Below are 26,913 nucleotides of genomic sequence, written 5' to 3'. Positions count from 1 at the left end.
TTTAACATGAATCAATATAAAGAATATTATCAAAGATTAGAAGAAAAATTACATTTACTTGATGAAGATCATTTGAAAATTGCTAGATTAATGATTAATGGTGCAAAAAATAGTTCTTATTACAATCGTGATTATGTTAGACCAATCGAAAAACTGATTTCCGCAAATCCAAACTTAACTAATAATCAATGCTTTGAACCGATTCGATTCATTATAAAATCCTTATTAGGTGAACAAGAATTAAACAAATTTGATTATATTCTAGCTCATGTAATTGATTATCCATATTCAGAAAGTTACTATAGAAGACCTTTTCGAACGAAGGATATGGCAATGCATACAAAAAAAGTGATCGAAAAATCATTTGAATTAGTACGATGGAATGAGCACGATGTGACTTTAAAAACGCTTCTAACCTCATCATCTGAACTAAAAGAAGACTATGATTACCATTCTATATTAAGTGATTTGATTGCTTATGAACTTGACCATGAAAATGAAGAAATAAAAAATACACTAAAAGAAATTATATACGGTGAAAATAATACAGCTTTGCTATGTAGATGGATGATTAAAGGGATGTTTAAATCTCATAAACAGGAAAGCTATGAAGATTTGGGTAAGCTGCTTTTAGCTGCGGGTCTGCAAGAAGGCTTAAGACAAAATATAGTTGAAACAATGGATGAAGGTACCATCGATGGAATGAAGTTTTTGCTTCAAATAATCATAGAGAATAATTTAACACGTTTTAGTTCGATTGTAAGAGCACTAGGTGTTTGGACCGGTGTTGAATTGGAGTCGAATAATAAAAGAATCGTGAATCAAATTATTACCTATATCTCTTTAGCATTAAATAACGAAGATTTACGAAATGATTGGACTTCTCAAAATAATGTAGATAAGCTGTATATTTCTTTATGGGCTAAAGGTGTATATGAGGAAGCTGATTTAATCAATGAAATTAGTCTTATTTTAACGAATGGCTTACATTATCAAAAAGTAGTTGTACATTATTTAATTGGCCAATTAGAAAATAAACCACTTATTTATTCTCTACTATCTAATCATTTCGAACAGACAGATATAGAATTGCAAGCCTGGATGATTAAAAATTATCCCTATCATTGTTCAACAAGTTATAACATTTTAAGTGAGAAAGAAAATAAAATTTCATATTATAAAGAACCGCTTTTACAAGATAAAGATATCCGCACAAAGCAATTCATTTATTTTAGTAATATGCTAGAACATGGTCCTAAGACAAATAAAGTGATAAATTCCAACGTTTTTAAACAAATGGAAATAACTTATTCACCTGATACGATTATTCAAATTTTAATCTATTTAACAGCGTATGATTTAGATCATAATTGGATTGCTCAACTAATGGAGTACAAAAAATATATGACCGCTGAAACTAGGTCTCAGTTTTTAGAATATTTTATCGTAAATATTGAAGATCCAACTCAGAAGGAATATCTTTTTAATGCGTTGGCAGATAGAAGTGTATTAATTAGAGAAGAAGCTATAGCTAAAATAAAAAAAATAACTTCTTTAAACGACTCTGATATTCCACGAATTGAGGCATTGCTTACGCTTAAAACACCATTAATTAGACAAGAAGCAATCCACTTACTTTTAAAGCTTAAGCACGAACAGTTAACGGAATCGCTAAAACGATTATTGAGTAGTAAGAAAGCTCAACAACGACTTGGGGCATTGGATATTGTAAACCAAACGAAAGAACATAAAGTACATAAATCCAACTTTGATCAATATATGGAATTACTCCATTTAATCTCTAATCCTACGGAAAATGAGCGGTTGCAGATTGATAAATTAACAAAGCAAGAGTGGAATGAAAAAAATGGATTTGGTTTATATGACCCTAGTAAAATTAGGCCAGTTCGTAAACTTAAAATTGAAAAATCTTACCAACAAAAAGAATGGTTTACACTTAACAAGGCTAAAATTTCAGCTTTTTTAAATGGTTTATCTGAACTAGTACATGAAAATAAAGATTATGAATTTGAAATAGAATACTGGAATGGAGAGAAAGAATCTGTTTTATTAGGTAGTCAGATAGAAATGATAAGGCATTATAAATCAGATGACTTAAAGATGGTTGACCAATTACCTTTACCTGATGTTTGGAAAAACTATTTAATTTCTAGTGGGCTTCAGACGAACCAAATAATTGAATTATGGTTTTATTTGAATAGCTACTACTTAGTAAATTACTACGAAAATACAATTAGCCCTTGGGATTATAAGTATCGAAATTATGATTTAACTGATGAAGAAAGTCTTACTTCATTAAATGACAGTCAGAAAGACTTACTCAGTTCATTTTTCCCAATCTCAAGCCTAAAAGAAGTAAGCAAAACGATAGTTGACCAGAAGTATAAACAGCAAATTAGAAGTATCATCGAAGCATATTTTGATGATCTTCCAAAAGAAGATAAATTCCATTATCTATTAAATCAATTAAAGTCGTTTTCAATACTCATTGCGGATGGATCAAATTGGCTTAAGATTTATGTTTATTTGTCGGAGACTTTAATTGAATGGTTAGAACAATCAATCTATGACGATGAATCATTTATAGAGTACTTTGAATATAAAAATTATCTTTATCATTACTGTAAAAAGCGCTTGTTTAAACACTCACCAGAGGAATTAATACGTGCTTACACGTTAAATGTAATAGATGAAAATGAGCTTCTTAAAGAAACTCTGAGTGATTCAAAACGAAATAAATTCTTTAGAGAACTCTATATTGAAAACAGTGAATTAGTAAAGGAATACCCTGAAATCACTCAAATAGCACAAAAAATACTAGACAGGGTTTTAGAAATTGAATTAAAGCGTGGAGATTTACCTACAAATGTGTCTAATTTTGCTAGTGTGATTAATTATTTTGAAGGTACTTCTTACTTTGTTCAAATTCTTGAGAGAATTGGCGATGAAGGGTTTATTCGAGGATATTTTTACGCAAGTGGAGAAGATATTTCAAAGAAAGAATCGTTTAGTTCATTGTTAAAAGCCTGTTATCCGAATGAAAATGATCATGTTAAAATCTTATCTAACTTATTAAATGAAAAAGAGATATCAGAAAAGCGTTTACTTGAAGCTGCAATGTATGCTCCGCAATGGCTTGATCTTGTTTCTGATTATTTAAATTGGAGCGGGTTAAAAAGTGCTGCATGGTATTTCCATGCTCATATTAACGAGGATTTTGAGGATAAAAAGGCTGCGATCGTCGCACATTACTCTCCAATTGAGCCAAATCAATTTAATGATGGTGCATTTGATATTAATTGGTTTACAGAGGCGTATAAAGAGCTAGGATCAGAACGGTTTGAGATCCTTTACGAATGTGCCAAATATATTTCAGGTGGAGCAAACCACCGTAGATCACAATTATTTGCTGATGCTGTATTAGGCAAGTTGAAAATAGATAATCTGAAGAGCTCTGTAGTCGATAAGCGAAATAAAGAGCATTTATTATGCTATAGTTTAGTTCCTTTAGATCATTCAACTAAGAAAGACTTAGTAACTCGTTATGAATTTATTCAGCAATTTTTAAAGGAAAGCACACAGTATGGAGCCCAAAGAAGAGCAAGTGAAGCGAAAGTAGTCGAAATTGCATTAGGAAATCTAGCTAGAAATGCAGGCTATTCAGATACGATTCGAATGACATGGGATTTGGAATCTAAAAAGGCAGAGGAATTTAACACTTATTTTGAGCTCAAAATGATTGATGATCTAATGATTAGACTTGAATTAAATGAAAAAGGAACAGTTCATTTCCTCATTCATAAAAATGACAAAGTTTTAAAATCCGTTCCAACTAAGTATAAAAAGAATGAGTATATTTTGAAATTGACTGAAGTAAAAAAAGAAATTAAAAATCAATTAAGAAGAGCAAGAATAGAGTTAGAAAAATCGATGGTTTCAGAAACGGTATTTACAGTTAAAGAGATAGACAATTTGACTAAAAATATGATCGTAAATCAACTACTCAGTAAGCTTTTATTTGTTTCTGAAAATAAAGTTGGATTTTTTGAAGATAACAAGCTGATTAGTCCGAATGGTCAAGAATATCAACTAAATGATTCTGACCTCTTAAAAATTGCACATCCTACACACTTATATGAGAGTGGTACGTGGAGTGAATGTCAAAGATTTATTTTTGAAAATAAAATCATTCAACCTTTTAAACAAGTTTTTCGAGAATTATATTTACCAAATATTGATGAATTAGCAAATGGAAAAATTTCTAGAAGATATGAAGGGCATCAGGTACAACCAAGAAAAACCGTGTCGTTATTAAAGAGCCGTTTATGGACAGCATGTTACGAAGAGGGATTACAGAAGGTTTATTATAATGAGAATATTATTGTTAAGATTTATGCTGCAGCGGATTGGTTTTCGCCATCTGATGTTGAAGCACCTACTTTAGAGACTATTGAATTTATTAATCGTAAAACATATGAAAACATTTCAATTGAGCAAATACCACCTATTATTTACTCTGAGGTTATGAGGGATGTTGATTTGGTTGTAAGTATAGCTCATGTTGGAGGAGTCGATCCTGAGGCAAGTTTATCAACTATTGAGATGCGAAAAGCAATCATTCACGAGTCACTTAGATTAATGAAAATCTCTAATGTTGATTTCTCTCAAAATCATGCAAAAATTTATGGGAAACTCGGTGAATATAACGTACATCTTGGAAGTGGAAACACTTATAAGAATGCGAAGGGAGCATTACATATTATCCCAGTTCATTCACAGCATAGAGGGAAAATCTTTTTACCGTTTATTGATGAAGATCCAAAAACAGCAGAAATTTTATCAAAAATTCTTTTATTAGCTCAAGATCAAAAAATTAAAGATCCGAACATATTAATGCAATTACATTAAATCGTTTTTAACACAAAAAAGCACAGGAAGTAAAAAACCTGTGCTTTTTATGCTATTACTTAAAGTTTTTTAACTTTTTCTTCATCACCAGTCGTTGCATTTATAAAGATATCATATGTATCGTGATTATATGTACCTAAAAATTCATAAGTGAGAACTTCTTTATTAAAATCGTTTAAGATGACAGCTAATCGTTCTTCTTCTACTTTAACATTTTTATTAAGCTTTGCTTTTGCTTGCTCAAGTGTCAGCTTAGGAGTAGGCACTTTTCGTACATGGTTAGATGTAATATAGTTTTTAGCATTAAATCCGATTATTTGCCCGTTATCTAATGCAACCTTTAATTGAATTGCTTCTGGATAAATGCGCACGTCATCAATTGCTTTTACCATTTGAAGTACACCAATCGTATCGTATTGTGAACTATCATATAATTCCATGTTCTTATAGTTTTTTGAATTTAAATAAGTTAACCCTTTTTTCACTGCATCGTCTAAACTGATTTGCTGTTTAGCTATGGGTCTATTTGTAATAAAGAAGATCGGCAAACCTGCAGTTTCTGTTACTTCCATATACGTATCAGCTGTTGGGTTAGTATGTGCCATTGTAACTGAGTAAAAAGGTTCAAATCGATCATTATCGCTTTTACTTCTAGTAGCTGTTATTTTAGTAACATTTTTGAGCGGTACAGCGTCTTCAGCTATTTTTTTAGCTTCATTTTGATCAATTTTTTTACCAGTTAGCTTCTTTAAGCCTTTAGATTCTTCTTGGCCATTCGAAAACGTAGGACCAAAATCATTATCCGTAGTTGCTTTTACTTGTTCAATATGTTTAAAACCATCCACGATACTATTGTCTCGTGGTGCTTTTTTTTCTTCGGACATTTGGCCAACATCCATCCAAGTTAAGTTTTTATTCATGATGTTTGTTTGTACATTCCGTAGTCCATCTTGAATTTTTTCAGCTGTTGAATACATATTACGTAAATTACTATATTCCTTTGCAGTTAGTGGTTCTTTATTTAAATCCCGAACCGCTGTTTTATAGCTAAAGTTTCCAACTCCAGTTAAAAAGGCCTGCGTTTTATCAAATGGCACAAATTTTAATGGAAGTTGTGCAATATCCGACTTAGATTGAATCGAAAGACGCCATACATCTGCTAAAGCAGGGGAGAGAGACGTTCTTGAATTCATTGCTAAAGTCGTACCGATTTTATCGTGTAATAAATCCATATCAAATGTTAGTTCATTAAAAGCTCTTTGATAATTATTTTCGGCTTTTAAATTCATTTCTTTCAGATCGCGATTTTGCGTATATCCCCAATAACCAGTACCGATTAGAGCGGCTGTTAAAGCACTTACAACAATCCAACTACCTTTCATCATTACACCTCACTACAATTATTTACAAAAAATATGTTGTCCTATTGTAAGAATAATAGGGCGGCCACGAATCCATTGGTTTGTTGCTGTTTTAGGATTGTAGTAATAAATACATCCTGTGGTTGGATCCCAGCCATTTATTGCATCAATTACTGCTTTTTTAGCCTGAGCATTAGGCGTTAAATTAATTTGACCGTCAGCTACTGCCGTAAAAGCACCTGGTTGATATATGACACCAGCTATTGAATTTGGGAAAGATGCATTTGTTAAACGGTTTAAAATAACGGCAGCAACTGCAACTTGCCCAATATATGGCTCACCACGTGATTCTCCATATACTGCATTTGCCATTAATTTAATGTCATTATCTGTATAACCATTTGGTGCGTTTGCAATTGGTTTATTATTTGGTTTTGAATTCGAATTATTAGGTTTATTTGTATCCGGTTTAGCCGGCGTATTGTTTGAAGTATTATTATTTGCTGTACTACCTTTATAATTCTTAGTTGCTTTTGTCAACTTTTCCTTTAATTTTGTTCCTGCGATACCATCAACCTTCATACCAAATTCCTTTTGAAAATTACGAAGAGCCCAGTATGTATTCCAGCCAAAAACTCCATCAGCTTTGTCGTCAAGAAACCCTATAAATATAAGGCGCTCTTGAAGCTCCTTAACATCATCGCCCGTTGAACCACGGCTGAGTACTTGACTACTAAAGGCATCAACTTCTTTTTTAGGTAAGTTGATATTTAAAGTAATTAGTGAAATACATATTATGCATAAGATAATAAATGCAGTTTTAAAATGAAAATTTTTTTGCAAAATAAATCCTCCTTAATCAAATACATATAGGATTACTATTTGTAAAAAATTTCTTTTTATTAGTAAAAAGCGTAAAAACTGATATAAATTGCACAAACAAGTAACGGATAGATAGAGTAGAGGGGTCGAATAGTAAGGATAGAAGCAAAAAGGAGGAGGTATTATGAAAAGAACATACAGAGCAATTTTCATTTTCTCATTCTTATTTTGTATTTTTTGCAAAGTAAACCCAGCTGCAGCAAAACCAGTTTATGAGCCTCCATATGCTAAATGGGGGAAAATTGCAGTTGAAAAAACAATCCAAAGATACCCACAATCGGATGTTATAGATTACTTACACATTGGAAGAGAACAAAAAACACCAACAGTCTCAGTAGAAAAATTCAAGTTATGGTTAAGATTAAAAGATGGAAGTAGGGAATTCGGGGTATTTGTAAATGTAGAATTTGATCCAAGAACAGAAAGATACTTAGGAATGACCTTTACTGAGACGGATCGATAATAAATAACTTTAAAAAACATCGCTTAAATTGTGATGTTTTTTATTGAAACACATATTGTGAGAGAAATCACATGAAAAAATTTTAAAAGAAAGTATTAGTTTAAATAAGGGATTTATGATTTTTAAAATAGAGAAAATTGATTATTTCAAAATTGATTTTTAATGTTGGAATGGTAATTGAAATCAAATAAAAAACTAAACACAATCAATGAGTGCAAATAAACAATAAACAGATTGAATTGTTGTATAAAATAAAATTACTAACAATTTAAGATTTTATTTTTTATTGAAGAATTTTTTATTAATTTTTTTACTCAAGTTTTAAATGATTAAATTACTATGTAAATTTGAGTTTTAATAAATTAGTTGGTTTTACATGAATTGGATTATTTGATCTGATTAACTAAATTGATGATTTTTTCTGTTTCATCTCAAAACACTAAGAATACTTTTCAATTGAGATGGATTATAGTGTTTTTACCTCAACTTCCTATAATATATATTATGTAAACTAGCAGAAAAATCAATAACAAGGATGACAATTTTTTCTACCCTACTTTTTAAAGAAAACACTTTGTTTACTTCTATAACTTCAATTGATTGCCTGAAAAATATTAAACCTCAAAAATAAGATTACTTTAAAGATAACTTCGACACGCATATATATCCTCTTTAGGTTTTTACGACACGAATTTAATTACTTCACTAGTTTAGTTCTTCAATTGATGATAAATTCTCAAATCATGAAAAAAGCTCCCGAAATCAACTTTGGGAGCTTTATTAAACAACAAAAATCTTTTACGTCAACTTTACAAAAAACACAATTCAAAGCATTAATTCTCTTCAGCCAAATAAAAATACTCCCGATCTAGCACTTTAAAATAAATCCAATATGGAATCTGCCGATGCCCTGGAAGCAATGCATCTACCGCCTGCTGCTGTGTTTTGTATCCCTTTGCTAACTTATCTATCTGCTTACCATATGCTTTAACAATCACAGCATTAGTTGGTTCCGGTGGACTTTGATTCTCCCTAAGCGGATATTTTTCCTGAAGTTTCTTTCCAAACTTCAAAATACCATCCCAGACTTTCGGGGGCAGTGTCACCATGTATAATCTTTTAGCAGAAAAAGACGAATCGTCCTTATGCTCACGAAACACTTCTCGAACTATTTTTGCTGCAAAAATATGATCTGGGTGCCCATAATATCCCACAACATCATCGTAAGTGAGAATCGTCGTCGGTTTATATTTTTTTATTTGTTGATAAATGTAGTTTTTCAACTCAATTGGATTGACTTCAGAAAGCTTGGAATCTGGGAAAGTTGCTTGAACAGGTGTTACGCCTAGCGTTTTTGCTGCAAACTCCCCTTCTTTCTCGCGTGCTTTTCCGAGCTCATCTTTCGAGACTACACCACCTGTTTTTCCCGCTTCTCCTTCCGTCAAAACAACCATCGTTACCTTGGCGTTTTCTTCGTGAATCTCACGAAATACTTCTCCAGAAACGGTAATCTCGTCATCTGGATGCGGAAAGATCAGCATCATTCGTTTTGGTGAATCTTTCGGAAGCAGAGAATTTGTCACAACTGCATTTTTATCTAAAATTAGGTTATGTACGAACCCGAGTCCGACAGTCAGTATTATTAAAATAGTGAACAACACAATCAAAATACGTCCAATGAATTTTTTTAGCATATAACTGTTACCTTTCTTTCGACTTTGAAACATTAATTCAGCGCACTTTTCCATAGAAATAAGCGAATCGTCTAGCTTGATTCGCCTAATTAATAAAAATTTTTAATCATAGTATTCTGAATGATTTTACGTTTTGCTAACTTTTTGACGTTTCTTTGTTTTTTCAAATACCCACTCGTTTTGAATTTTGAAACTACTGAAAGAAAGCAATAAGTCCACAACTATTTTTAATATACTCGCTCCCCCGTGGAAGGCATTTTGTAGGAAAGTAACTCCATACGCTGAAACGATCATTTGAATCCCTGATAAAATATAATAGCGTACGACAGACCTTGCAGAAGAATGTTTAAAAACGGTTTTTGCATTTAATATGTAATTAACGATTGATGAAATGACACGTGAGATAATGCCAGCCCATAACACGGCTGCATTTGTGCCAATTCTATGTTCTAATAAAAAAATAAATAGCACAAATAACCCATAGTCAACGACAAAAGAAATAAGAGATGATGATAAAAACTTAAAGAACACAAAATAAATTTTAATAGAATCCACTAGAGGATTAAAGTGTGAACTGCTGTTTTTATCTAAATAGATTGTTTCAATCATTGTCTCCTTGATGTCAATCCCCTGCTGTTTACAGGCCAGGAGCATATTCAACTCATATTCAAACCGCGCACCAGACAAATTAAGTAAAAATTTCATATATGAAACGGGAATTCCACGTAAGCCCGTTTGTGTATCCGTAATAGACAAACCTGTTAGATATTTAAAAATTGAGCGGGTTAATGTGTTTCCAAATCGACTACGGAATGGTATGTTTTCTTCAGAAAAATTTCGCACCCCTAAGATTAAATTATCTGGCGATGCCATCAAAGCTCTTGCCACTTGATCAATATCCTTCGGTGTATGCTGTCCGTCACAGTCTGCTGTCACAAGACCAGCCGAATTCGAGAAATTTTTTAAAAAATATGAAATCCCTGTCTTGAGCGCCATCCCTTTTCCTAAATTGTGAGGGTGGTCAAGAACGGTACATTGCTCTACTTGACGTAAATTCTGAAAAATTCCATTGTACTGTGCATCGCTACCATCGTTAACGACTATAATATGTGGATTAAATTTAGACTTCAATTCCTTAACCAAATGGATCAATCGTTCATCTGGACTAAGAGCTGGTATTAAAATAACAGGAAAGTGATACTGCATTGATTCGCGTCCTCTCAATCATTTCCATTAGTAATTCTAGTATCTCACACATTTATACTGAATTGAACATTAATTTTATATTGTAAATAAGTTTAACCAATCGCAAAACATATAATTAAAAATTTAATGGGTATAAATAGCAAATTTGTGTCTCACTTTTATCGATTAAACACATTTTTGTCACAAATCAATGACAAAAATATGTTACCATCCCTTGTCATATCAACGTTATTAGATAATTAAGAGTAAATAGAAATATGAGGATGGACATTTATGCTATAAACATCACACACATATCTTTCCAAAATCAATGGCAAAAATATGTTACCACCCCTTGATATATCAACGTTATTAGATAATTAAGATAACTAGAAATGTGTGGATGGACATTTATGCGATAAACATCACACACATATCTTTCCAAAATCAAAAACAGCCTATCTAAAAATAGGCTGTTAATAGATTGTTGAAATATTGATGAATCACTACATAAAAATAAGGATGATTTGTGATCTTGGCTTTATAAGAGATAAATGTGGATCGATTTGTGTTAAAAAAGCTTAAAAGTTGATATACTTTGCTGGATTAACTGCGTTTGATTTTGCTTGATTCCATTGTCCATCATGCAATTCAAAGTGAAGATGCTTACCAAAAGAATGCCCCGTATTTCCCATCATGCCAATTTTTTGTCCTTTTGAAACAGTTTGCCCTGCTGAGACTTGATAATTTTGCATATGAGCATAAACTGATGTAAATACTTTTCCATTAATATTATGTGTAATAAAGACAACATTACCATAACTAGATGAATGGTAAGCTCGTATTACAACGCCATTTGCTACTGAGACAATCGGTGTAGTTCCTTTTTTAGCAATATCTACGCCATAATGCGTTTCATGATCAAATGATCGATAGCCAAAACCTGAAGATACATACCCTTCCGCTGGTCGAGTAAATTTACCACCTGAAATACTTGAAGCGACTTTTATTGCTTTTTCCTGTTCTTTTAATAGTTCTTCCTGTTCTTTTAAACTCAAAATATCCTGTTCCTTATCAGAAACATCATCCTTAAGTTTGCTTAGAATAGCATTCATTTGAGTTTCTTGATTAACAAGTGAACCTTCTAAATTTTGAAGTTCTTTTTTATCATTTTCCAACTTATATTGAGTTGTCATTATATCTTTCTTTTTAAATTCAACTTTTTCAATATCGTTCTGTTGTTCCTTAACTATGTCTGGATCAGCATTCATAAAATTACCAATAGCGTTTATTCGTTGAACTAAATCACCAATACCTTTTGCATCAAAAATAACGTCTAAATATGAATTATTTCCACCCGATTTTTGTATTGTAATTAAACGATTATTTATGATTACTTGACGTTGATCTAAACGTTTTTGAAATTCTTCTATTTCAGCTTGTAAATTTTCTATTTCTTTTTGGCCATTTATTAATTCTGCCTCTTTTTGGCTCTTCTTTATTTTTGTATTCTCAATTGATGTGTTAATTGTATCTAAAGAATTTAATAACAATTTTTTCTGATCTTTTAATTGATCCATCTCATTTTTTGTTTTTTGTGTTTCTTCTTGAACTTTTACTCGTTTATCTTGTATACTCTTAATCTTTGAATTTCCTATATTCTCTGCAAATACACCATTTGGAAGTATAGTAAATGATAAACCTGCAGCTACTAATATTAATTTATGAATAATTCGTTTCATCGTTATCTCCCTAAGTTTGACATATACTTATATATGTTAACTTAGAAATGTAACAATTTTATGCATATTAGACTACACTCTTTTTACAAGTTTTTTACAAGATCTTTGCAACACTATAAAAAATAATCAGTAAACTAATACTTATTTAACTTTTGATTTGATTGTGTTTTTATGAATATGCTTTTGCTTTCATGTAGGTTTACTTCTTATAATTTATAAAAAATTTCACAATTTATTTGCTGGAAAATGAGGTATTACCTCTTCTCCCAATTCTTGAATGACTTCATCAGCAGGTCTTATACTATCAAATAAAGCAAAAAACAAATGATTGACACCTGCTTCTTTATAAATATTTAGTAATTGAATTAGATAGTTTCTTCCTAGTCTAAACCCTAATCGAATAGGTTTTGGCATTTCATTTGGATCATCGGATAAATCTAAATGCATTGGTTGACTAAATGGTTTAAACACACCAGGATGATGAATAGTGACCATTTCTCTCCATCTTTTTATCGTTTCTTCTTGATCATGTGGATGACGTGGATAATACATCCATCCATCACCATTCTTAGCAAACCATTCCATATCTTGCTGTGCATACCCGGTAATGAAGGTTGGAATATGTTTAGTTGGTTTTGGAACTAAATTTGCACCAGATATAATACCGTTTGAAGATTTAATTATAGGAAAATCTTCATATAAAACTTTATTTAAAAATTCGAATGCTTCAACAAATGCTTTCCCTCTATTTGGATGAGAAATATTTAATCCATCAAAATCAGCTAGACGATCCCCTGAAGAAACCCCTAATAAAAGACGCTCAGGAAACAATTGATCAATAGTTGCTATTTCTTTGGCTAATCGTAATGGATGTCTTAAAGGTAAAACTGCTGCAGCTGTACCCAAACCAATTTCTTTGGTTTGGCTCGCTAAATATGTTAAGTAAATCATCATGTCATATATTTGCCCTACCGCTGGATCACCAAAATTTGGATCCTCTAAAATTACATCTCTTAACCAAAGTGCTGTAAATCCATAGTTTTCAGCCATTTGCGATAGTTCAACTTGTTTTTTCATTATCGGTGAATCGAATCGAAAATTCTCAAGAGGAATATGAAGACCTAATGTCATCTCGCCCTCTTTGTAAACACGATTGTATGTTTTATGATTATTAAAATTGTTCATATGATTTAATTCCCTCCCTTAGACATTAAATAACTAAAATCACCATTGTTTTTTTACTTGTTCTTGCGCTAACTTTAAAATTTGAATTTTTGATGTGTCCTTTTGAACAATAACATTTGTTAAATAGTGTTTACCTTTATAATTAATGTTCATTGTGACCTCAAGCATGTTTTCCTCTCCCTCTTTTGCATATAATAAATGCTAGTAATTTTATACTAAAATATTTCTAATTCAAGATATTTTACAGATAACATAATGACTATCATCAGTTCTCATAAATAAATTTTTGTCCTCTTCATAAAGAAGAAAAGTTAACAAATATATGTCCTAACTTTAATATTACATAGATAAACGCTCCATCAGAGCCACTTTTTCCGCTTCAACCCCAGGCTGATCAAATGAATTGTTAATAGATAGACTCCTCAAAAAATAAGAGTGGCACAGATTACTTAACTGCTTACTAAACTTGATTTGATGTAGTCACGCTATGACTCCTTAAATCTATAATTAGTTAAGAATTTTTTCGTTTTAAATAACTTAAATTTGTTATAGCTTGGTGCTACAGGTCTCATTATAAAATGATTACAATATCAATAACAGTACTTACTTTAAAGTGGTGTAGGCACTTTAAAGTATCTATAAAAATGCCTGATAAAACTTTAATCAATAAGTAGGATACTGTTCTCGAATTTCATTTATAGTTTGATTAACATTTTCTACACTACGTCCATTAATAAGTACAGTAGCACCTTCCTCTACTAATGACGTAGCGATTGCTTTGCCAATTTCTGCGGTAGACCCAGATGTCCATACCATGTGTGCTTATCTAAAAGTCAAAATTATCTGGATTAGGACCTACACGATGATTCTGAATACAAACCATCAATTCGTTCGATCTCTTCTTTCGTTAATTCAAAGTCAAACACAGTAGAGTTTTCATGCTAATTGGGGCCCTTCACGGATACCTTGTCCTACACCTTCTTCATTTCCATAGATAGCTGCCGTATCAACACTACGATTACCATTCTTAATAACCGCTTTTACAGAATTAACTAGATCAGGGCCTTCCTCTACTTTAAATACTTCGATACCAAACCAAGGCATTTTTACCCCGTTTTACAAAGTTGTTGTATCTTGTAAATTTTTTGCCAATGTATATTTACCTCCTAATTGTATTGTAGTGATTAAAAAATGCAGCAATTGAAATTCAATTAACTACCTTTCCACTAAACATGTTACTGATTACAATAGAACCACCTTAGAAAGTAGCAATACTATTTACTATTGCCAAAAATAAAACAATCCTAAATTTAAAGATATATAAAATTTGTGTAACATACTCTATGTCGCAAACTTTAAAATAGTGTTGTCCCCAAATTTTATATAGTTTTTTTTCGGAAATGAAATCATAAACTTCGCATCAGGACCTGTAATATTTTCTTCCATAGGATGAACATGTAAATAGACGTAAATGTCATAGTGGTCTCATTATTTTCAATTAACAATTTCGCAAATTCTGAGTTTAGTATTGCGGTGGAATTTAAGGATTTAAGAATTTATGAATGTAAACGTACTCTCCTTGGCTATCATTTTTAGTATTATTTGATGATTTGCTAACTTAGCTGATAAATTATCCCTTGATTTCCCATCGGAATAGTATGATAATTAATTTGTCATACTAGTTTCATAATTTTTCTTTGTTTTCTTTAAAGCTAATGCAAAGAAAGATTTCATCTAGTCAATATACACAAAGGGGAATATGAAGATGAATCAAAAAGTAGGATATACGGCCTTATCTGTACTACTAACTACCAGCTTATTTACTACAGCCTGCAGCAACAAAACGGAAGAAACGCAAACAGCTGCTTCATCAAAAGCATCGAAACAGATTGTAAATGTAACTCAAACAGCGGAAATTTCCACTTTAGACTCTACGTTAGCAACAGATTCTGTATCGATTTCTGCCATGAATAACGTATTCGAGGGCTTGTATCGCGTGGACAAGAATAATCGACCGGAACCAGCCTTAGCAAAGTCCTATACTCTTGCCCCAGATAAAAAGACCTATACTTTTAAACTTCAGGATGCAAAGTGGTCCAATGGCGATCCGATTACGGCCGAAGATTTTGTTTACGCTTGGAAGCGTGCTGTAAATCCAGAAACAGGTGCAGAATACGCATATTTACTAGATGATGTGAAAAATGCGAAAAAAATTAACGAAAATCAGCTGTCTGTTGATGAACTAGGTGTCAAAGCAATTGATGATCATACATTTCAAGTTGAGTTGGAGAATCCTGTTCCATATTTTATTGATTTAGTTTCTTCTTCAACTTTCTTTCCATTGAACCAAAAGTTCGTTGAAGGACAAGGGAAAAAATATGGTTTAGAAGCAAATGCTGTATTATATGATGGTCCATTCATCATCAAAAAATGGACTCATGAAGAGAAGCTTCAACTTGTAAAAAATCCTAATTATTGGGATAAAGATAAAGTGAAACTGCAGGAAGTTAATATTAATGTCGTAAAAGATGCTTCCACCGCTCTAAACTTATACACAACAAAGCAAATTGACCGTGTGGACTTGACTGGTGAATTTGTGAATAAATATAAAAATGATGCAACCCTGAAAACTTATTTGAATGGCAGAACAAACTTCTTACGTTTGAATGAAAAAAATAAAATGTTAGCAAATCCTAATGCCAGAAAAGCAATTAGCTTAAGCATCGACAAAAAAGGAATTGCAGATGAAATTCTTAACAACGGCTCTGTACCTGCTGATTACTTAGTTCCTAAGGAGTTAGCTTTCGGTCCAAACGGAAAAGATTTCCAAGAATCAACTTCTACATATGAACATCTTGATCTAAAAAAAGCAAAAGATTATTGGGAAAAAGCAAAAAAGGAACTTGGTGTCACAAATGTAACGTTAGAGATGTTAAATTACGATGATGACAGCTCTAAACTAATTGTAGAATATATAAAAGAGCAACTCGAGAAAAACTTAAGTGGATTAACGATTAATATTAAACAACAACCTAATGCTCAGAAATTGAAGCTAGAATCGGCTATGGATTATGATATCTCTCTTTCCAGTTGGGGAGCGGATTACCCAGATCCAATGACTTACTTGGATATGTTCCTTACAAACGGTGCATTTAATCAAACTGGATACTCCAATCCGAAATATGATGATTTAATTAAACACGCTAAAACAGATTTGCTATATAATTTACCAAAACGTTGGGAAGCGTTGAAAGAAGCCGAGAGGATCTTGTTGAATGATGCTGCAGTTGTACCTCTATATCAAAAAGGGACTTCTTATCTTCAACGTCCATATTTAAAAGACTTCTATGTATACGGTCCTAATACTTATAAATATGCCTATATTAAAAAATAATCTCATCTGATGCCAGAAAGTAAATCGAAACAGTAAATATTGACCACCCCTCGTTTAAAAAAAGAAACTTACTCGCGTAAGCTTCTTTTTTTTATGAGGTCACTAATTAATTGTGATAACTTCGATCCTCTTTTGACATCCCTATTTTTTTGGCGCATCTCCCACAAATTTTTTCCATTGAGACACCACCTACTCTATTAATAACGTAAATATCCTTTTATTTCATGCTATTCTATTTTGCGCCTTAATTCTAAGGTTACATTTTATAGTTCGGAATCTCGACAAAAGTTTTTTCTTTTTCGTAGACTTTCTTCTTATATAGTCTCTCCCTAATATTCTTCTAGCACTTTTCACTACAATACTTTTTGTGGCACTTATGTATAACTTCTTCCCGCACTCCATACAAGTTAATTTTATACGAATTAGAAGTCATATGTTAATAGTTACATTTATCTCTGTCAGAGTTTCATTTATTACAGGAAAATTCCGAAAGTAGTTAATGTGAATATGATGTAACGTTGAAAATAATAGTTAAAAATTCATATTCATCGTTTAAAATTCATATTTAGTAATGATTAATGGAAAATGAATTTTGGAGGCCATGATAATGAATGAAAAAGATTCAAAACTGAAACGAACTTTTTCAGAAAAAGACTATAATGATAGAAAAAAGTTAGATAGAGCCCTCTCCAAATGGACTAATGATGAGTCAGCTGAACTTCATTCACAAACAGTAGGCCCTAGTGGACCTGTATTGGAACAAGATAGTGTACTTCATGAGTCCTTACAAGAGTTGATTCATGAGAAAATATTAGAAAGACCGCTTCATGTGAAAGGATTTGGTGCATTTGGTTATTTTCAAACCATACATTCGATGTCCGAATTCACAAAACTGAACTTTTTACAGAACCCTGGTCATAAAGTACCTGTTATGGTTCGCTATTCATTGGCTGTCGGTACGAAAGGAACACCTGATACTTCCAGAAACGTACGTGGTTTCGCTACAAAATTTTATACAGAAGAAGGTGTTTTTGACCTTTTATGTAATCACATCCCTGTCTTTTCTGTTCGTGATGCGATGCGTTTCCCAGAATTTATTAAAGTATTATCACCTTCACCTAAAAATAACTTAATTGACCCTAATCGATTTTGGAGCTTCGTAGCAAGAGCACCTGAATCTATTCATTTTGTTGTACGTTTATACTCAGACGAAGGTACAGTAAAAAGTCTTCGTCACATTCTAGGTCATAGTGTTAGTACATATGTTTGGAGAAATGATCAAGGTATTAGAAAGTATGTTAAGTACCTTTGGTATCCATTAGAGGGTGTACAATACATTGGTAGCGAGGAAGCAAATAGACTTGCAGCTGAAAACCCTGATTATGCTGGTAAAGATCTATTCGATGCTATTGAGGGTGGTAAACCAGTAGAATATGGCTTATATGTTCAGCTCATGGATCCTGCAGACGGAGGACATCTTCCTTATGATCCCTTAGACGATACAAAAGTATGGGATGAGAAAGAATATCCTTTTATACCAGTAGGTAAGATGGTATTAAATACGAATCCTGATAATTATATGGAACAAGTAGAAAAAGTCGCCTTCTCTCCTTCAAATTTACTTGATGGTGCAGAATTATCGAATGATAAAATACTGCAGGGCCGAGCCAATATTTATTACGATTCTCAAAGAAGAAGACTTGGGCCAGGATTTCGTAAAGTTCCTATCAATCAACAGCAAAACTGGACTCCAGCTAACCAAATTACAAGTGGTGATGGAAGTTATGCTGAAGGACAACTCGAAAGAACTTCAATAACAAAACATGATGATTTTGTGCAGGCTAGTGAATTCTATATGAACTTAACTCCTTTAGAAAAAGAACATCTAGTAGAAAATTTAAGTAGCGACTTGATCGTCATATCCCAAGATATAAGAATGAAAGTTATGGAGTATTTAAATAAGGTATCATCTGACTTGGCAAAAAGAATAGAGATCCAACTAAAAAAACAATAAAGATATAATAATCAAAAGCATAAAAAGGTCTAAAGTATAATCTATAAATTGTAAAAAGGGTGAAATCTTTTCTACTTGCTAAAGAACATGTAGAAGATTTTTCACCCATTATCAGTATCCTATTTAATTTGAGACATTCCTTAGGGAATTATTTCAAATACTCTCCAAGGATCAATGTAATCTAATAGTTTCAACTCATTTTCCGGTATCCTGCCAACTATATTTTTGCGACCATCATTTGGCATGTCCTTTAAAATAATATGGAGTTCACCTTTATAACGACCATATTCATTATTAATAATAACGATGTCGCCACGTTTTAACTCATGAGTATGATGAGGTTCTATGTTTGCATCTTTATATGAAATACGTGGCATCGTTGATCTTGCCATGTATTCACTCATGTCTCCACGAACAAAATGAGGGAAATTAAAAATAATTTCTTTTTCCACATCGGTCACTTTTTCCGTTAAATCGATCTTGAAAGATAACTTCGCTGGATTGATCTTACTAAGTGATTTTAGTTCTTCTTCGCTTGCATAGGCATTTGCTACGATCACATCATCTACCAAACCAGTTGCGAATAGGTGACGTGTAGCTACATCAATTGGAAGAAAACGATGCTCCTCTAACGTACAAAGTCCCTCATTCACTGGCCAAGGTCCAAATGTTGAATCACTCTGACTAGAAACAAACACAGCAACCTTTAAACCGAGCTCTTTTACATCCTTACTACATTTTTCAAAATGCTTGAAGCTTAATCCTGAATACATTTGGGGGTAAAAATTATGACAAGTAATAATATTATCTTTATTTGCATTAAAACTTAAAATATTATCGATATATTTCGTACCAAGACTGGCATTAATTTCAATTTTAAGATTATATGGGTTAAACGTCATGAATGCTTCTTTTGCACCGTCAAACCCTTCATCCAATCGAATACCTGCAGCACCTAGTTCAGCAAAGAAACTTAAGTCTTCGTAAGTGATTCCAAGATTCGAAAAAATACTCGGTGCAACATCTAAAATAACTTCCATGCCTAATGAATTCGCATGACTAATGATTTCTTTGAATTCTTCTTTAATTTCGTCTACATTTTTCCCTTCAACACTTAACAAACAAGTAAACACTCGTTTAAACCCATATTTTGCAGCAAGCGATAAATACGCCAGATCCTTTTCTTTTGTGGAGTGTTCTGGATAAATTGAGACACCTAATCTTGGCATCATATCACCTCTCTTTGACTGGATAGGTTTTCGTTTTTGATTACTTCTTCGAGATAAACGAATTGCTTTCGCATATTCTTTTTGCTTTTTCGAGCAAAAAAAATGGAGGCTAAAATGTAATTCCAATTTTGTAGTGCTGTTGCAGCCTGGTAGCCTTCTTTATAATGGATTTCAACGCCATTTTCATTATCGGTTAAAGTATATGCCATTGTATTGATTCCTTTTAAATGTTCAATCGTAGCTCGATATTCTTTCGATGGAATCAGCTCATCGATGTGAACTTTCACTGGTGTATCATAACCCATGCGGTTTTTGATATTCTTTTGATAGGAAAAATCTTTCGCTAATTGTTCTTTTGAAATCGTCTGGCCTGTACTCTGTTTGAAATCTTGTATAATGGAACGAAGCAATTGCTCGAAAACCTCTTCTGCGCGAACTTGCAACTGTACGTTTAATTCCATTAGTTTGCACACTCAAAAGCAGCTAGTTTCTTGTATAAACTAATAAACTCTTCTGCCATAATTTTGATCGTCTCTGCGCTCATCATTTGATCTTCAGCGTGAACCAACAGTAAGTTAATGTCCGTTTTTTCACCACTTGCTTCTTGTTGGATTAATTTTGCGTGATAGTGATGTCCATTTTTAAACAGATCGAGTCCTTCTTCTATTAAGGAAGCAGCTTTTTCAAAATCGCCATTTTTTGCTTCGACCATCGCTTCTAAATACATGGATTTTGCAGAACCAACTGCTGAAATGATTTGAAAACAAATTAATTCGTTATTTTCCATTTTCAATTCCCCCTACTTGTTTTTTAACAAATAGAGAAAAGAAGGCTTTCTTCTTTTCTCTATTATAGTTTGTTATGAAACTTATTTTGCTTCGTGACGGTTTGCTAATTTAATGAATGGGTAATAAATGACAACCGCAATCGCTAAGTTGACCATCGCCACTAAAGCGGCTTTGATGTCTCCGGATGTTGATAAGAATGCACTTAGACCAACTGGTGTTACCCAAGGTACAACAACGTTCGTATACCCAATGAAACCTGATACAGTCGCTACATAAGCTGTAAGGGTTAGGACAACTGGAACGATCATGAATGGAATGATTAGAATCGGACTTAAAACGACTGGTAATCCAAACATGATTGGTTCGTTAATTTGGAAAAGTGAGGCCGCTCCACCAATTTTCGAAATTTCTCGATAATCTTTACGCTTAGAAGCGATAAAAATTGCGATAACAAGCGATAATGTCGCACCTGCACCGCCTAAGTGAACAAATGAATCAAAGAAAACAGATGTGAAGACGTTGTGTCCCCCGCTTGCATTGGCTGCAACTTGTGGCAGATAAATCGCGTTTGTAATCGCGCCCATCATGTTACCGCCATGTAAACCGAAGAACCATAATACTTGAATCATTAAGACGTAGATAATAGCTGAGAATGGATTTTGTGATAAATGCATGAATGGATCAGTGATGAATTTTGTGATTAAGTCAAATAGATTTGTTTCAACTAAGATTTTTGCTTCATTTAAGATTGAGAATAAAACTGGTACAAGCGCACCAACGAGAATCGCTACTAAACCAGGGATGATTGCAGCGAATGCACGTCCAACTGCTGGTGGTACATTATCTGGTAATTTAATTGTTAGATTTTTCTTCATTAAAAAGATAAATATTTGTGTGATGACTAATGTGACGATGATCGCTGTTAATAAAGCTCCGAAGTTAAAGTATTGCCAACCAAAGTTCCCCCATGTTCCTTGTGTCGTTTTGCCATCTGCTAAAGTAACCGTTACTCCTTGGGGAGTTAATGCCAGAAAACCTGCTACAGCAACGACGGCAGCTGATAAAGGGTTCACTTCGTACGATTTTGCTAAACTATAAGCGACTGTAAATACTAATACTAGTGCTAGTACGGCGAATGTTCCCCACCAAATATTTCCCATCAGAGGCTGTAGGTATTTTGTTGTAAATTGCAGATATCCACTTGTTTCTGGTTTTAAGTTAAACCAGTCTGCCATCAATGAAGCTGGTGTAAAGAAAACGTTGTTTAATAAGACTGCTAATGATCCTGCCATGACTAGTGGCATTAATGCAACGAATCCATCGCGGATTGCGACTAAATGACGCTGTCCACCAATTTTAGCGGCAATTGGTACAAAGTGCTCTTCCATCCATTTAATGAAACGATTCATTTATTGAATCCTCCCTCATTTGTTTTTTCTTTTTACACGAAACTATTAGCCTAATCGAGCAAGTGCATCCTCTAAAACTTTTTTTCCATTCATAGTGCCATAAGACATCATATCGATTACTGATACGGGAATTTTGTGTTGAACCATTTCGTTGATTTTTCCTTCAAGGTATTTCACTTGTGGTCCAAGAAGAATAATATCTGCTTTCTCCCAAACGGATTTTGCTTCAGCTTCCGCATTTGCCCAGATATTTACTTCGATTCCTTCCTTAGCTGCATGATCCTTCATTTTGTTGACCAGTAAACTCGTTGACATACCTGCTGAACAAACTAACATGATATTAACCATTCTTTATCTCCTCCTAATGATTTTATAAATTAACACTCGAATTTGGGCTCAAACTGACCGAAAACAGTTTTAGCTTTTCCCCTCCTTTTTGTGAAGCGCTTTCTTATAGGTCAAATATACTATATTAACTAGCAGGTAGGCCTAAAGAAATATGTACACTTTGTGTACAATTTCACAAAAGAATCCAAATCATGTTTTTTGAACTTCTCGTCACTTGCTAAATGTCAAAAAACACCCTGCTCCACTCGAACAAGGTGTTTTTCATTTTACTAAACTGTCAGTCGAAATCTATTTTTAAGTACCGAAAATTTCATACACGTACTGTTATCGTTCCATGTCCACCATCTCCAAAGAGCAGGAAATACGTCATAGAAAGAAATAAATTACAGAGACGACGAGGTTTGGCAATGCGAGAATCGCAAACATTTTCGTCACGATTTTGTTTCAATTATGTCCAAAAATTCGTTTTCATTTTGACTCCATTGACGGTGGAGGCGTGGAAGATCGTTGATAAAATTTAGCACCACCATATTTGACGCTTTATTCAAAAATAAATATGCAATGGGCTAACCTTTGATTATATTATTGGAACTTCCAATAGCCATCAAACATTTCAAAAAATTGACTCTGATTCGTGTCAGTAAGGTTAACTAAAAAAGGAGTCTCACCTTTTTCTTTTAATATGGTAGCAGCGGGACCATCTCCCATTGGTGTACAAAATAATAAATTAGTTCCGTTTAATTTTAATATTTCACACCGAGCATTGATTTCCGTATCAATATACTGCTCGCTTTGTTTAAGTCCAAATAAATTCTTCCAAATTTCTAATGTCTCATCCAAATTATTTACCACAATCCCTACACTTTCCAATTTTGGTACACCTATTATATGTGATCCTATAAGTCCTTGGTCTTCCAGTTGCGAATACCTTTCTTCATCTGATTTTTCCCATTCAATAAAAAATGGTAAAATAACCTTTTTTTCCGGGTATTTAGGGAATAGCAATGACCACCTGATTAATTGACCATCAGCACGAACTCTCTCCCCACTAAGAGGTCCATATACTGTCAGCCCTTCTGCATTAAGTTTTACTGCTAGTTCTTTAATTTGATTAGTTCGAATCGCTACTGTCGCAGGACCTTCCCGACTTTCTTTTGCTAGTTGTTCAACGATTTGCGTAATCAATCGATTTTCATCATGTTTTTCAGCTATTAATAAATTTTCAATTCCTAAAAATTCAATATAACTTAAGCCGAAATAGGATAGGGTATTATATGTTCCCCAAGACTCATGTCGGCCTCCATTAACAACATGAATTCCTCTTTGTTTTAAGGGTAAAATTGCTTCCTCTGGTTTCTTAAAGAACCATACAAGATGATCAAAGAATAAATCCATTATCGTACTCCTTTCACTCGATATTATGTATTTCTTGAAGAGATTATTAAGCCACTTAAACCCGCACCTACAATGATTACAAGATTGTTCATATTTTGTTCTCCATCTGAACGTATCTATGTTGTAACCTGAATCATAAAAGAGTAAATGCTTTTTCTAATTCACTATGCAATACTTCCCCCATAATCTTCATACCTTTATGAATTTGTTCTTTAGACATATTTGAGTAATTTAAACGTAAAGTATTTTTCTTTGTTCCATTTGGAAAAAATGGGGCACCAGGAACAAAAGCAACATTATTTTCCAAACATTTAGAGAATAATTCCCCGGAATCAACAAACTCAGGTAGCTCAATCCAAATAAATAATCCACCTTCTGGCAAACTATAGTTTATATTTTTTGGGAAAAATTCTTTGATACAAGATAACATAGTTGTGCATCTTTCTTTATATACAGCTTTTATTTTATTAATGTGTTCATCGATATTGTAAAGTTCCAAATACTTAGCAGTAATTCTTTGAGCAAAGCTATCAGTATGTAAATCGGCAGTTTGCTTAAAAGCAACGTACTTTTCAATGAAAGATTCGTCTGCACAAATCCAGCCAAGACGCAGACCTGGAGTAAAAATCTTAGAAAAGGTACTTATATAAATAACTCTACCTTCTGTGTCAAAATGTTTCACAGGAGGTAGTGCGTCTCCAGCAAATCTTATAGCTCCATATGGATTATCCTCTACAATTAATACATCGTATTGCGTAGCAAGCTCAATCATTCTCTTTCGTCTTTCGAGCTTTAATGTGCGCCCTGTAGGATTTTGGAAATCTGGAATAGTATAGATAAATTTCGTGTTTGGATTCTCTTGCAGTTTTTTCTCTAGCTGCTCCATAACCATTCCTTCATCATCCATAGCTACTTCAACAAATTTGGGATTGTATGACATAAATGCATTAATTGCCGCAAGATAGGTTGGGCTTTCGCAAATAATAGTGTCTCCCTCATTGATGAATAATCTTCCAGTGAGGTCGATCGCTTGTTGGGATCCTGATGTGATAAGAACATTTTCAATATTAGAATTTATTCCTATTAATTCCATCCTTTGACAAATAGCATGTCTTAAAGGAATGTATCCTTCGGTCGTACTATATTGAAGAGAAGCTGCACCTTGTTCATTCAATACTGTATTGCATGCATCCTTAAGAGCTTCCACAGGAAATAACTCTGGCGCTGGTAGGCCTCCCGCAAAAGAGATGATTTCTGGTCTTTCTGTTACTTTCAATATTTCACGTGTCTCAGAAGATTTTACTAAATGAGTTCTATTAGAAAATCTATTTTTCAAAATAAAACCCTCCCTTTTTTTATAGTAATTGATTCATAGTTTTCAAACATCTTAACACGCACAAAAAAACCATACAACATTATAATTGTGTGGCAAACAATTTTATAAGTGTATGGTAAATAATATTATTAAAGATTTTTTAGTAAACTTTTTAGGATCATCAATCCCTGCTCGAGCTCTTCAATCGTTTCTGGAGCACAGACAGAAACCCTAACAGCTCGCTCTGGAGCACTTTTTCCAACCACAAAACGTTCCGCTGCATACACTTGTACTCCATATTGAGCAGCCAACTTTTCAAATTCAGCACCCGTGACTTTTCCTGGTAATAGTAACCAACGAAATATACCTCTTTCACTACCTAAACATGTATAATCTGATAAATATTTATTTACGACTTGGTTTCTACGAATAGTTTGTTCACGATGAACCTTAATAATGTTCTCAAATTGATTCGATACTATAGTCCGTGCCGCTAGTTCTGAAAATAATGGGGAAACTGATATATTTAGATTATAAAGTGCCTTTGAAATTGACTCCTTGAATCGACTCGGCACAGCTACATAAGCTAACCGTAAACCTGGTGCAATTGATTTTGATAAACTTGCAATATAGATAGTTTGTTCTGATGCAAATGATGCTACTGCTGGAATTGGTTTTTCGTTGAGTAGATTATATGTCGCATCTTCAATAATGAATTGATTATACTTTTTAGCAATTGCCGAAATCTTTTTACGATTCTCTACAGACAAACAAGATGCTGTTGGATTATGATAATCTGGATTTAAATAGATCCCTTTAATGTTGTCATTTTTACACGCATATTCAAAGGCATTTGGACACATTTCATAATTCTCTGACTTAATTGGTATTATTTGCACACTAAGCATCGCTGCAATCGTTTTTAAACCAGGATAGGTATGTTCGTCAGCACCAATGCGATCCCCAGGCTTACAGATACTAGCCAGTGTAGCAGCAATCGCATTTTGTCCCCCATTTGCAAATAAAATATGATCGACTGTTGTTTCAAACCCGCCTCTTCGGATGAGTTTTATAGCTGCATCCTTTTGCCATAAGCTTTCTCCTGCTCTACCGTACCCAAACCATTTCTCATAATCTGTCTCTTGCAACATATTTCTCAGTTGAAGTAGTAATGGCTCGTATGAAGCTTTATCGGGAAGTGTCGCACCCATTTCAATTAGATGCTTCGGTTTAGTATCTTCAAGTAAATACGAATTCGATAAAGCATCATACGATACAAATGTCCCACTTCCCACTGATGCACTTAACAATCCCTTCAATTCACACATTTTAAACGCTTTTGAAATGGTACTAAGATTTAAATCTAAATAATCGGCTAGTTCTCGCTGTGGGGGAAGTTTTGTCCCAGGTAATAAAACTCCGTTTAAAATATCATTTTCCAATTGCCCTGCGATAGCCTGATAGATGGGCTTTTTATTTTTATCAATCGATGGCTTCCAGCTCATCGGATAGTTTTCGAAAGAATTAATCGACATAATATGCATCCTTTTTTCACACAATTATATAATTGTGTGGTTTAT

Annotated in this window: 19 protein-coding genes and 2 pseudogenes; 4 read left to right on the top strand and 17 right to left on the bottom strand. The window is 33.3% G+C overall.

The window, feature by feature from the left end; genetic code table 11:
- The first annotated feature begins 6 nt into the window (after window positions 1-6).
- Window positions 7-4,929, top strand: coding sequence for a DUF4132 domain-containing protein (locus ACFWM3_RS15750; RefSeq protein WP_390312020.1), 4,923 nt, complete (start codon window positions 7-9; stop codon window positions 4,927-4,929).
- Between the two features lie 59 nt (window positions 4,930-4,988).
- On the opposite strand, the gene ypeB is transcribed toward ACFWM3_RS15750, so the two are convergent.
- Window positions 4,989-6,314, bottom strand: coding sequence for a germination protein YpeB (ypeB, locus tag ACFWM3_RS15745; protein WP_390312019.1), 1,326 nt, complete (start codon window positions 6,312-6,314; stop codon window positions 4,989-4,991).
- A 15-nt stretch (window positions 6,315-6,329) separates the two neighbouring features.
- Window positions 6,330-7,133 carry a spore cortex-lytic enzyme gene (gene sleB, locus ACFWM3_RS15740; protein WP_056465617.1) on the bottom strand — a complete coding sequence of 268 codons (804 nt, stop codon included), beginning with the start codon at window positions 7,131-7,133 and terminating at the stop codon, window positions 6,330-6,332.
- Between the two features lie 163 nt (window positions 7,134-7,296).
- Between sleB and ACFWM3_RS15735 the strand changes: the two genes are divergently transcribed.
- Window positions 7,297-7,635 (top strand): DUF3889 domain-containing protein, encoded by a 339-nt coding sequence (locus ACFWM3_RS15735; protein WP_390312018.1) that lies wholly within the window; start codon window positions 7,297-7,299, stop codon window positions 7,633-7,635.
- 833 nt (window positions 7,636-8,468) lie between these two features.
- Here ACFWM3_RS15735 and ACFWM3_RS15730 read toward each other — a convergent pair.
- The 7 genes and pseudogenes from ACFWM3_RS15730 to ACFWM3_RS15700 form a co-directional block, all read right to left on the bottom strand.
- On the bottom strand, window positions 8,469-9,329 hold the full coding sequence (locus ACFWM3_RS15730; RefSeq protein ID WP_390312017.1) for a PIG-L deacetylase family protein: 861 nt from the start codon (window positions 9,327-9,329) through the stop codon (window positions 8,469-8,471).
- A 126-nt stretch (window positions 9,330-9,455) separates the two neighbouring features.
- Complete coding sequence (locus ACFWM3_RS15725; protein WP_390312016.1) at window positions 9,456-10,535, bottom strand: glycosyltransferase; 1,080 nt, start codon at window positions 10,533-10,535, stop codon at window positions 9,456-9,458.
- 560 nt (window positions 10,536-11,095) lie between these two features.
- Entirely contained in the window at window positions 11,096-12,256 is a 1,161-nt protein-coding gene (locus ACFWM3_RS15720) for a murein hydrolase activator EnvC family protein (protein WP_390312015.1), read from the bottom strand.
- 225 nt (window positions 12,257-12,481) lie between these two features.
- Window positions 12,482-13,441 carry an LLM class oxidoreductase gene (locus tag ACFWM3_RS15715; protein ID WP_390312013.1) on the bottom strand — a complete coding sequence of 320 codons (960 nt, stop codon included), beginning with the start codon at window positions 13,439-13,441 and terminating at the stop codon, window positions 12,482-12,484.
- A gap of 39 nt (window positions 13,442-13,480) precedes the next feature.
- Window positions 13,481-13,609 (bottom strand): BA3454 family stress response protein, encoded by a 129-nt coding sequence (locus ACFWM3_RS15710; RefSeq protein ID WP_390312012.1) that lies wholly within the window; start codon window positions 13,607-13,609, stop codon window positions 13,481-13,483.
- 504 nt (window positions 13,610-14,113) lie between these two features.
- Window positions 14,114-14,257 (bottom strand): annotated as a pseudogene (locus ACFWM3_RS15705) (SDR family NAD(P)-dependent oxidoreductase); the annotation flags it as partial.
- Between the two features lie 135 nt (window positions 14,258-14,392).
- Window positions 14,393-14,545: pseudogene (locus ACFWM3_RS15700) on the bottom strand (aldo/keto reductase); the annotation flags it as partial.
- A 655-nt stretch (window positions 14,546-15,200) separates the two neighbouring features.
- On the opposite strand from ACFWM3_RS15700, the gene ACFWM3_RS15695 reads away from it, so the two are divergent.
- Window positions 15,201-16,835 (top strand): peptide ABC transporter substrate-binding protein, encoded by a 1,635-nt coding sequence (locus ACFWM3_RS15695; RefSeq protein WP_390312011.1) that lies wholly within the window; start codon window positions 15,201-15,203, stop codon window positions 16,833-16,835.
- Window positions 16,836-17,442: 607 nt separating this feature from the next.
- On the top strand, window positions 17,443-18,849 hold the full coding sequence (locus ACFWM3_RS15690) for a catalase (RefSeq protein WP_390312010.1): 1,407 nt from the start codon (window positions 17,443-17,445) through the stop codon (window positions 18,847-18,849).
- A 140-nt stretch (window positions 18,850-18,989) separates the two neighbouring features.
- On the opposite strand, the gene ACFWM3_RS15685 is transcribed toward ACFWM3_RS15690, so the two are convergent.
- The 8 genes from ACFWM3_RS15685 to ACFWM3_RS15650 form a co-directional block, all read right to left on the bottom strand.
- Window positions 18,990-20,078 (bottom strand): DUF871 domain-containing protein, encoded by a 1,089-nt coding sequence (locus tag ACFWM3_RS15685; RefSeq protein ID WP_390312009.1) that lies wholly within the window; start codon window positions 20,076-20,078, stop codon window positions 18,990-18,992.
- Window positions 20,078-20,539 (bottom strand): DUF3284 domain-containing protein, encoded by a 462-nt coding sequence (locus ACFWM3_RS15680; RefSeq protein ID WP_390312008.1) that lies wholly within the window; start codon window positions 20,537-20,539, stop codon window positions 20,078-20,080. The genes ACFWM3_RS15685 and ACFWM3_RS15680 overlap by 1 nt, the downstream gene beginning before the upstream one ends.
- Window positions 20,539-20,865 carry a PTS sugar transporter subunit IIA gene (locus ACFWM3_RS15675; RefSeq protein WP_390312007.1) on the bottom strand — a complete coding sequence of 109 codons (327 nt, stop codon included), beginning with the start codon at window positions 20,863-20,865 and terminating at the stop codon, window positions 20,539-20,541. The genes ACFWM3_RS15680 and ACFWM3_RS15675 overlap by 1 nt, the downstream gene beginning before the upstream one ends.
- Before the next feature lie 81 nt (window positions 20,866-20,946).
- Complete coding sequence (locus tag ACFWM3_RS15670; protein WP_390312006.1) at window positions 20,947-22,275, bottom strand: PTS sugar transporter subunit IIC; 1,329 nt, start codon at window positions 22,273-22,275, stop codon at window positions 20,947-20,949.
- 45 nt (window positions 22,276-22,320) lie between these two features.
- A complete protein-coding gene (locus ACFWM3_RS15665) occupies window positions 22,321-22,623 on the bottom strand; it encodes a PTS sugar transporter subunit IIB (protein WP_390312005.1) in 303 nt (100 codons plus the stop codon).
- A gap of 582 nt (window positions 22,624-23,205) precedes the next feature.
- Window positions 23,206-24,018: a VOC family protein gene (locus ACFWM3_RS15660; RefSeq protein ID WP_390312004.1), complete on the bottom strand. Its 813-nt coding sequence runs from the start codon at window positions 24,016-24,018 to the stop codon at window positions 23,206-23,208.
- A 133-nt stretch (window positions 24,019-24,151) separates the two neighbouring features.
- Window positions 24,152-25,357, bottom strand: coding sequence for an aminotransferase-like domain-containing protein (locus tag ACFWM3_RS15655; protein WP_390312064.1), 1,206 nt, complete (start codon window positions 25,355-25,357; stop codon window positions 24,152-24,154).
- 125 nt (window positions 25,358-25,482) lie between these two features.
- Window positions 25,483-26,868: an aminotransferase-like domain-containing protein gene (locus tag ACFWM3_RS15650; protein WP_390312003.1), complete on the bottom strand. Its 1,386-nt coding sequence runs from the start codon at window positions 26,866-26,868 to the stop codon at window positions 25,483-25,485.
- Between the last annotated feature and the right edge of the window lie 45 nt (window positions 26,869-26,913).

The organism is Gottfriedia sp. NPDC058432, from assembly GCF_042721555.1.
In the GTDB taxonomy this organism is placed as follows: Bacteria; Bacillota; Bacilli; order Bacillales; family Bacillaceae_G; genus Gottfriedia.
This window is presented reverse-complemented; position numbering and strand designations above follow the sequence as displayed.

Excerpts from the sequence above, each read along its gene's own strand:
- ACFWM3_RS15750 (WP_390312020.1), top strand. The coding sequence starts at position 7 with ATGAATCAATATAAAGAATATTATCAAAGATTAGAAGAAAAATTACAT.
- ypeB (WP_390312019.1), bottom strand. The coding sequence starts at position 6,314 with ATGATGAAAGGTAGTTGGATTGTTGTAAGTGCTTTAACAGCCGCTCTA.
- ACFWM3_RS15735 (WP_390312018.1), top strand. The coding sequence starts at position 7,297 with ATGAAAAGAACATACAGAGCAATTTTCATTTTCTCATTCTTATTTTGT.
- ACFWM3_RS15730 (WP_390312017.1), bottom strand. The coding sequence starts at position 9,329 with ATGCTAAAAAAATTCATTGGACGTATTTTGATTGTGTTGTTCACTATT.
- ACFWM3_RS15725 (WP_390312016.1), bottom strand. The coding sequence starts at position 10,535 with ATGCAGTATCACTTTCCTGTTATTTTAATACCAGCTCTTAGTCCAGAT.
- ACFWM3_RS15720 (WP_390312015.1), bottom strand. The coding sequence starts at position 12,256 with ATGAAACGAATTATTCATAAATTAATATTAGTAGCTGCAGGTTTATCA.
- ACFWM3_RS15715 (WP_390312013.1), bottom strand. The coding sequence starts at position 13,441 with ATGAACAATTTTAATAATCATAAAACATACAATCGTGTTTACAAAGAG.
- ACFWM3_RS15710 (WP_390312012.1), bottom strand. The coding sequence starts at position 13,609 with ATGCTTGAGGTCACAATGAACATTAATTATAAAGGTAAACACTATTTA.
- ACFWM3_RS15695 (WP_390312011.1), top strand. The coding sequence starts at position 15,201 with ATGAAGATGAATCAAAAAGTAGGATATACGGCCTTATCTGTACTACTA.
- ACFWM3_RS15690 (WP_390312010.1), top strand. The coding sequence starts at position 17,443 with ATGAATGAAAAAGATTCAAAACTGAAACGAACTTTTTCAGAAAAAGAC.
- ACFWM3_RS15685 (WP_390312009.1), bottom strand. The coding sequence starts at position 20,078 with ATGCCAAGATTAGGTGTCTCAATTTATCCAGAACACTCCACAAAAGAA.
- ACFWM3_RS15680 (WP_390312008.1), bottom strand. The coding sequence starts at position 20,539 with ATGGAATTAAACGTACAGTTGCAAGTTCGCGCAGAAGAGGTTTTCGAG.
- ACFWM3_RS15675 (WP_390312007.1), bottom strand. The coding sequence starts at position 20,865 with ATGGAAAATAACGAATTAATTTGTTTTCAAATCATTTCAGCAGTTGGT.
- ACFWM3_RS15670 (WP_390312006.1), bottom strand. The coding sequence starts at position 22,275 with ATGAATCGTTTCATTAAATGGATGGAAGAGCACTTTGTACCAATTGCC.
- ACFWM3_RS15665 (WP_390312005.1), bottom strand. The coding sequence starts at position 22,623 with ATGGTTAATATCATGTTAGTTTGTTCAGCAGGTATGTCAACGAGTTTA.
- ACFWM3_RS15660 (WP_390312004.1), bottom strand. The coding sequence starts at position 24,018 with ATGGATTTATTCTTTGATCATCTTGTATGGTTCTTTAAGAAACCAGAG.
- ACFWM3_RS15650 (WP_390312003.1), bottom strand. The coding sequence starts at position 26,868 with ATGTCGATTAATTCTTTCGAAAACTATCCGATGAGCTGGAAGCCATCG.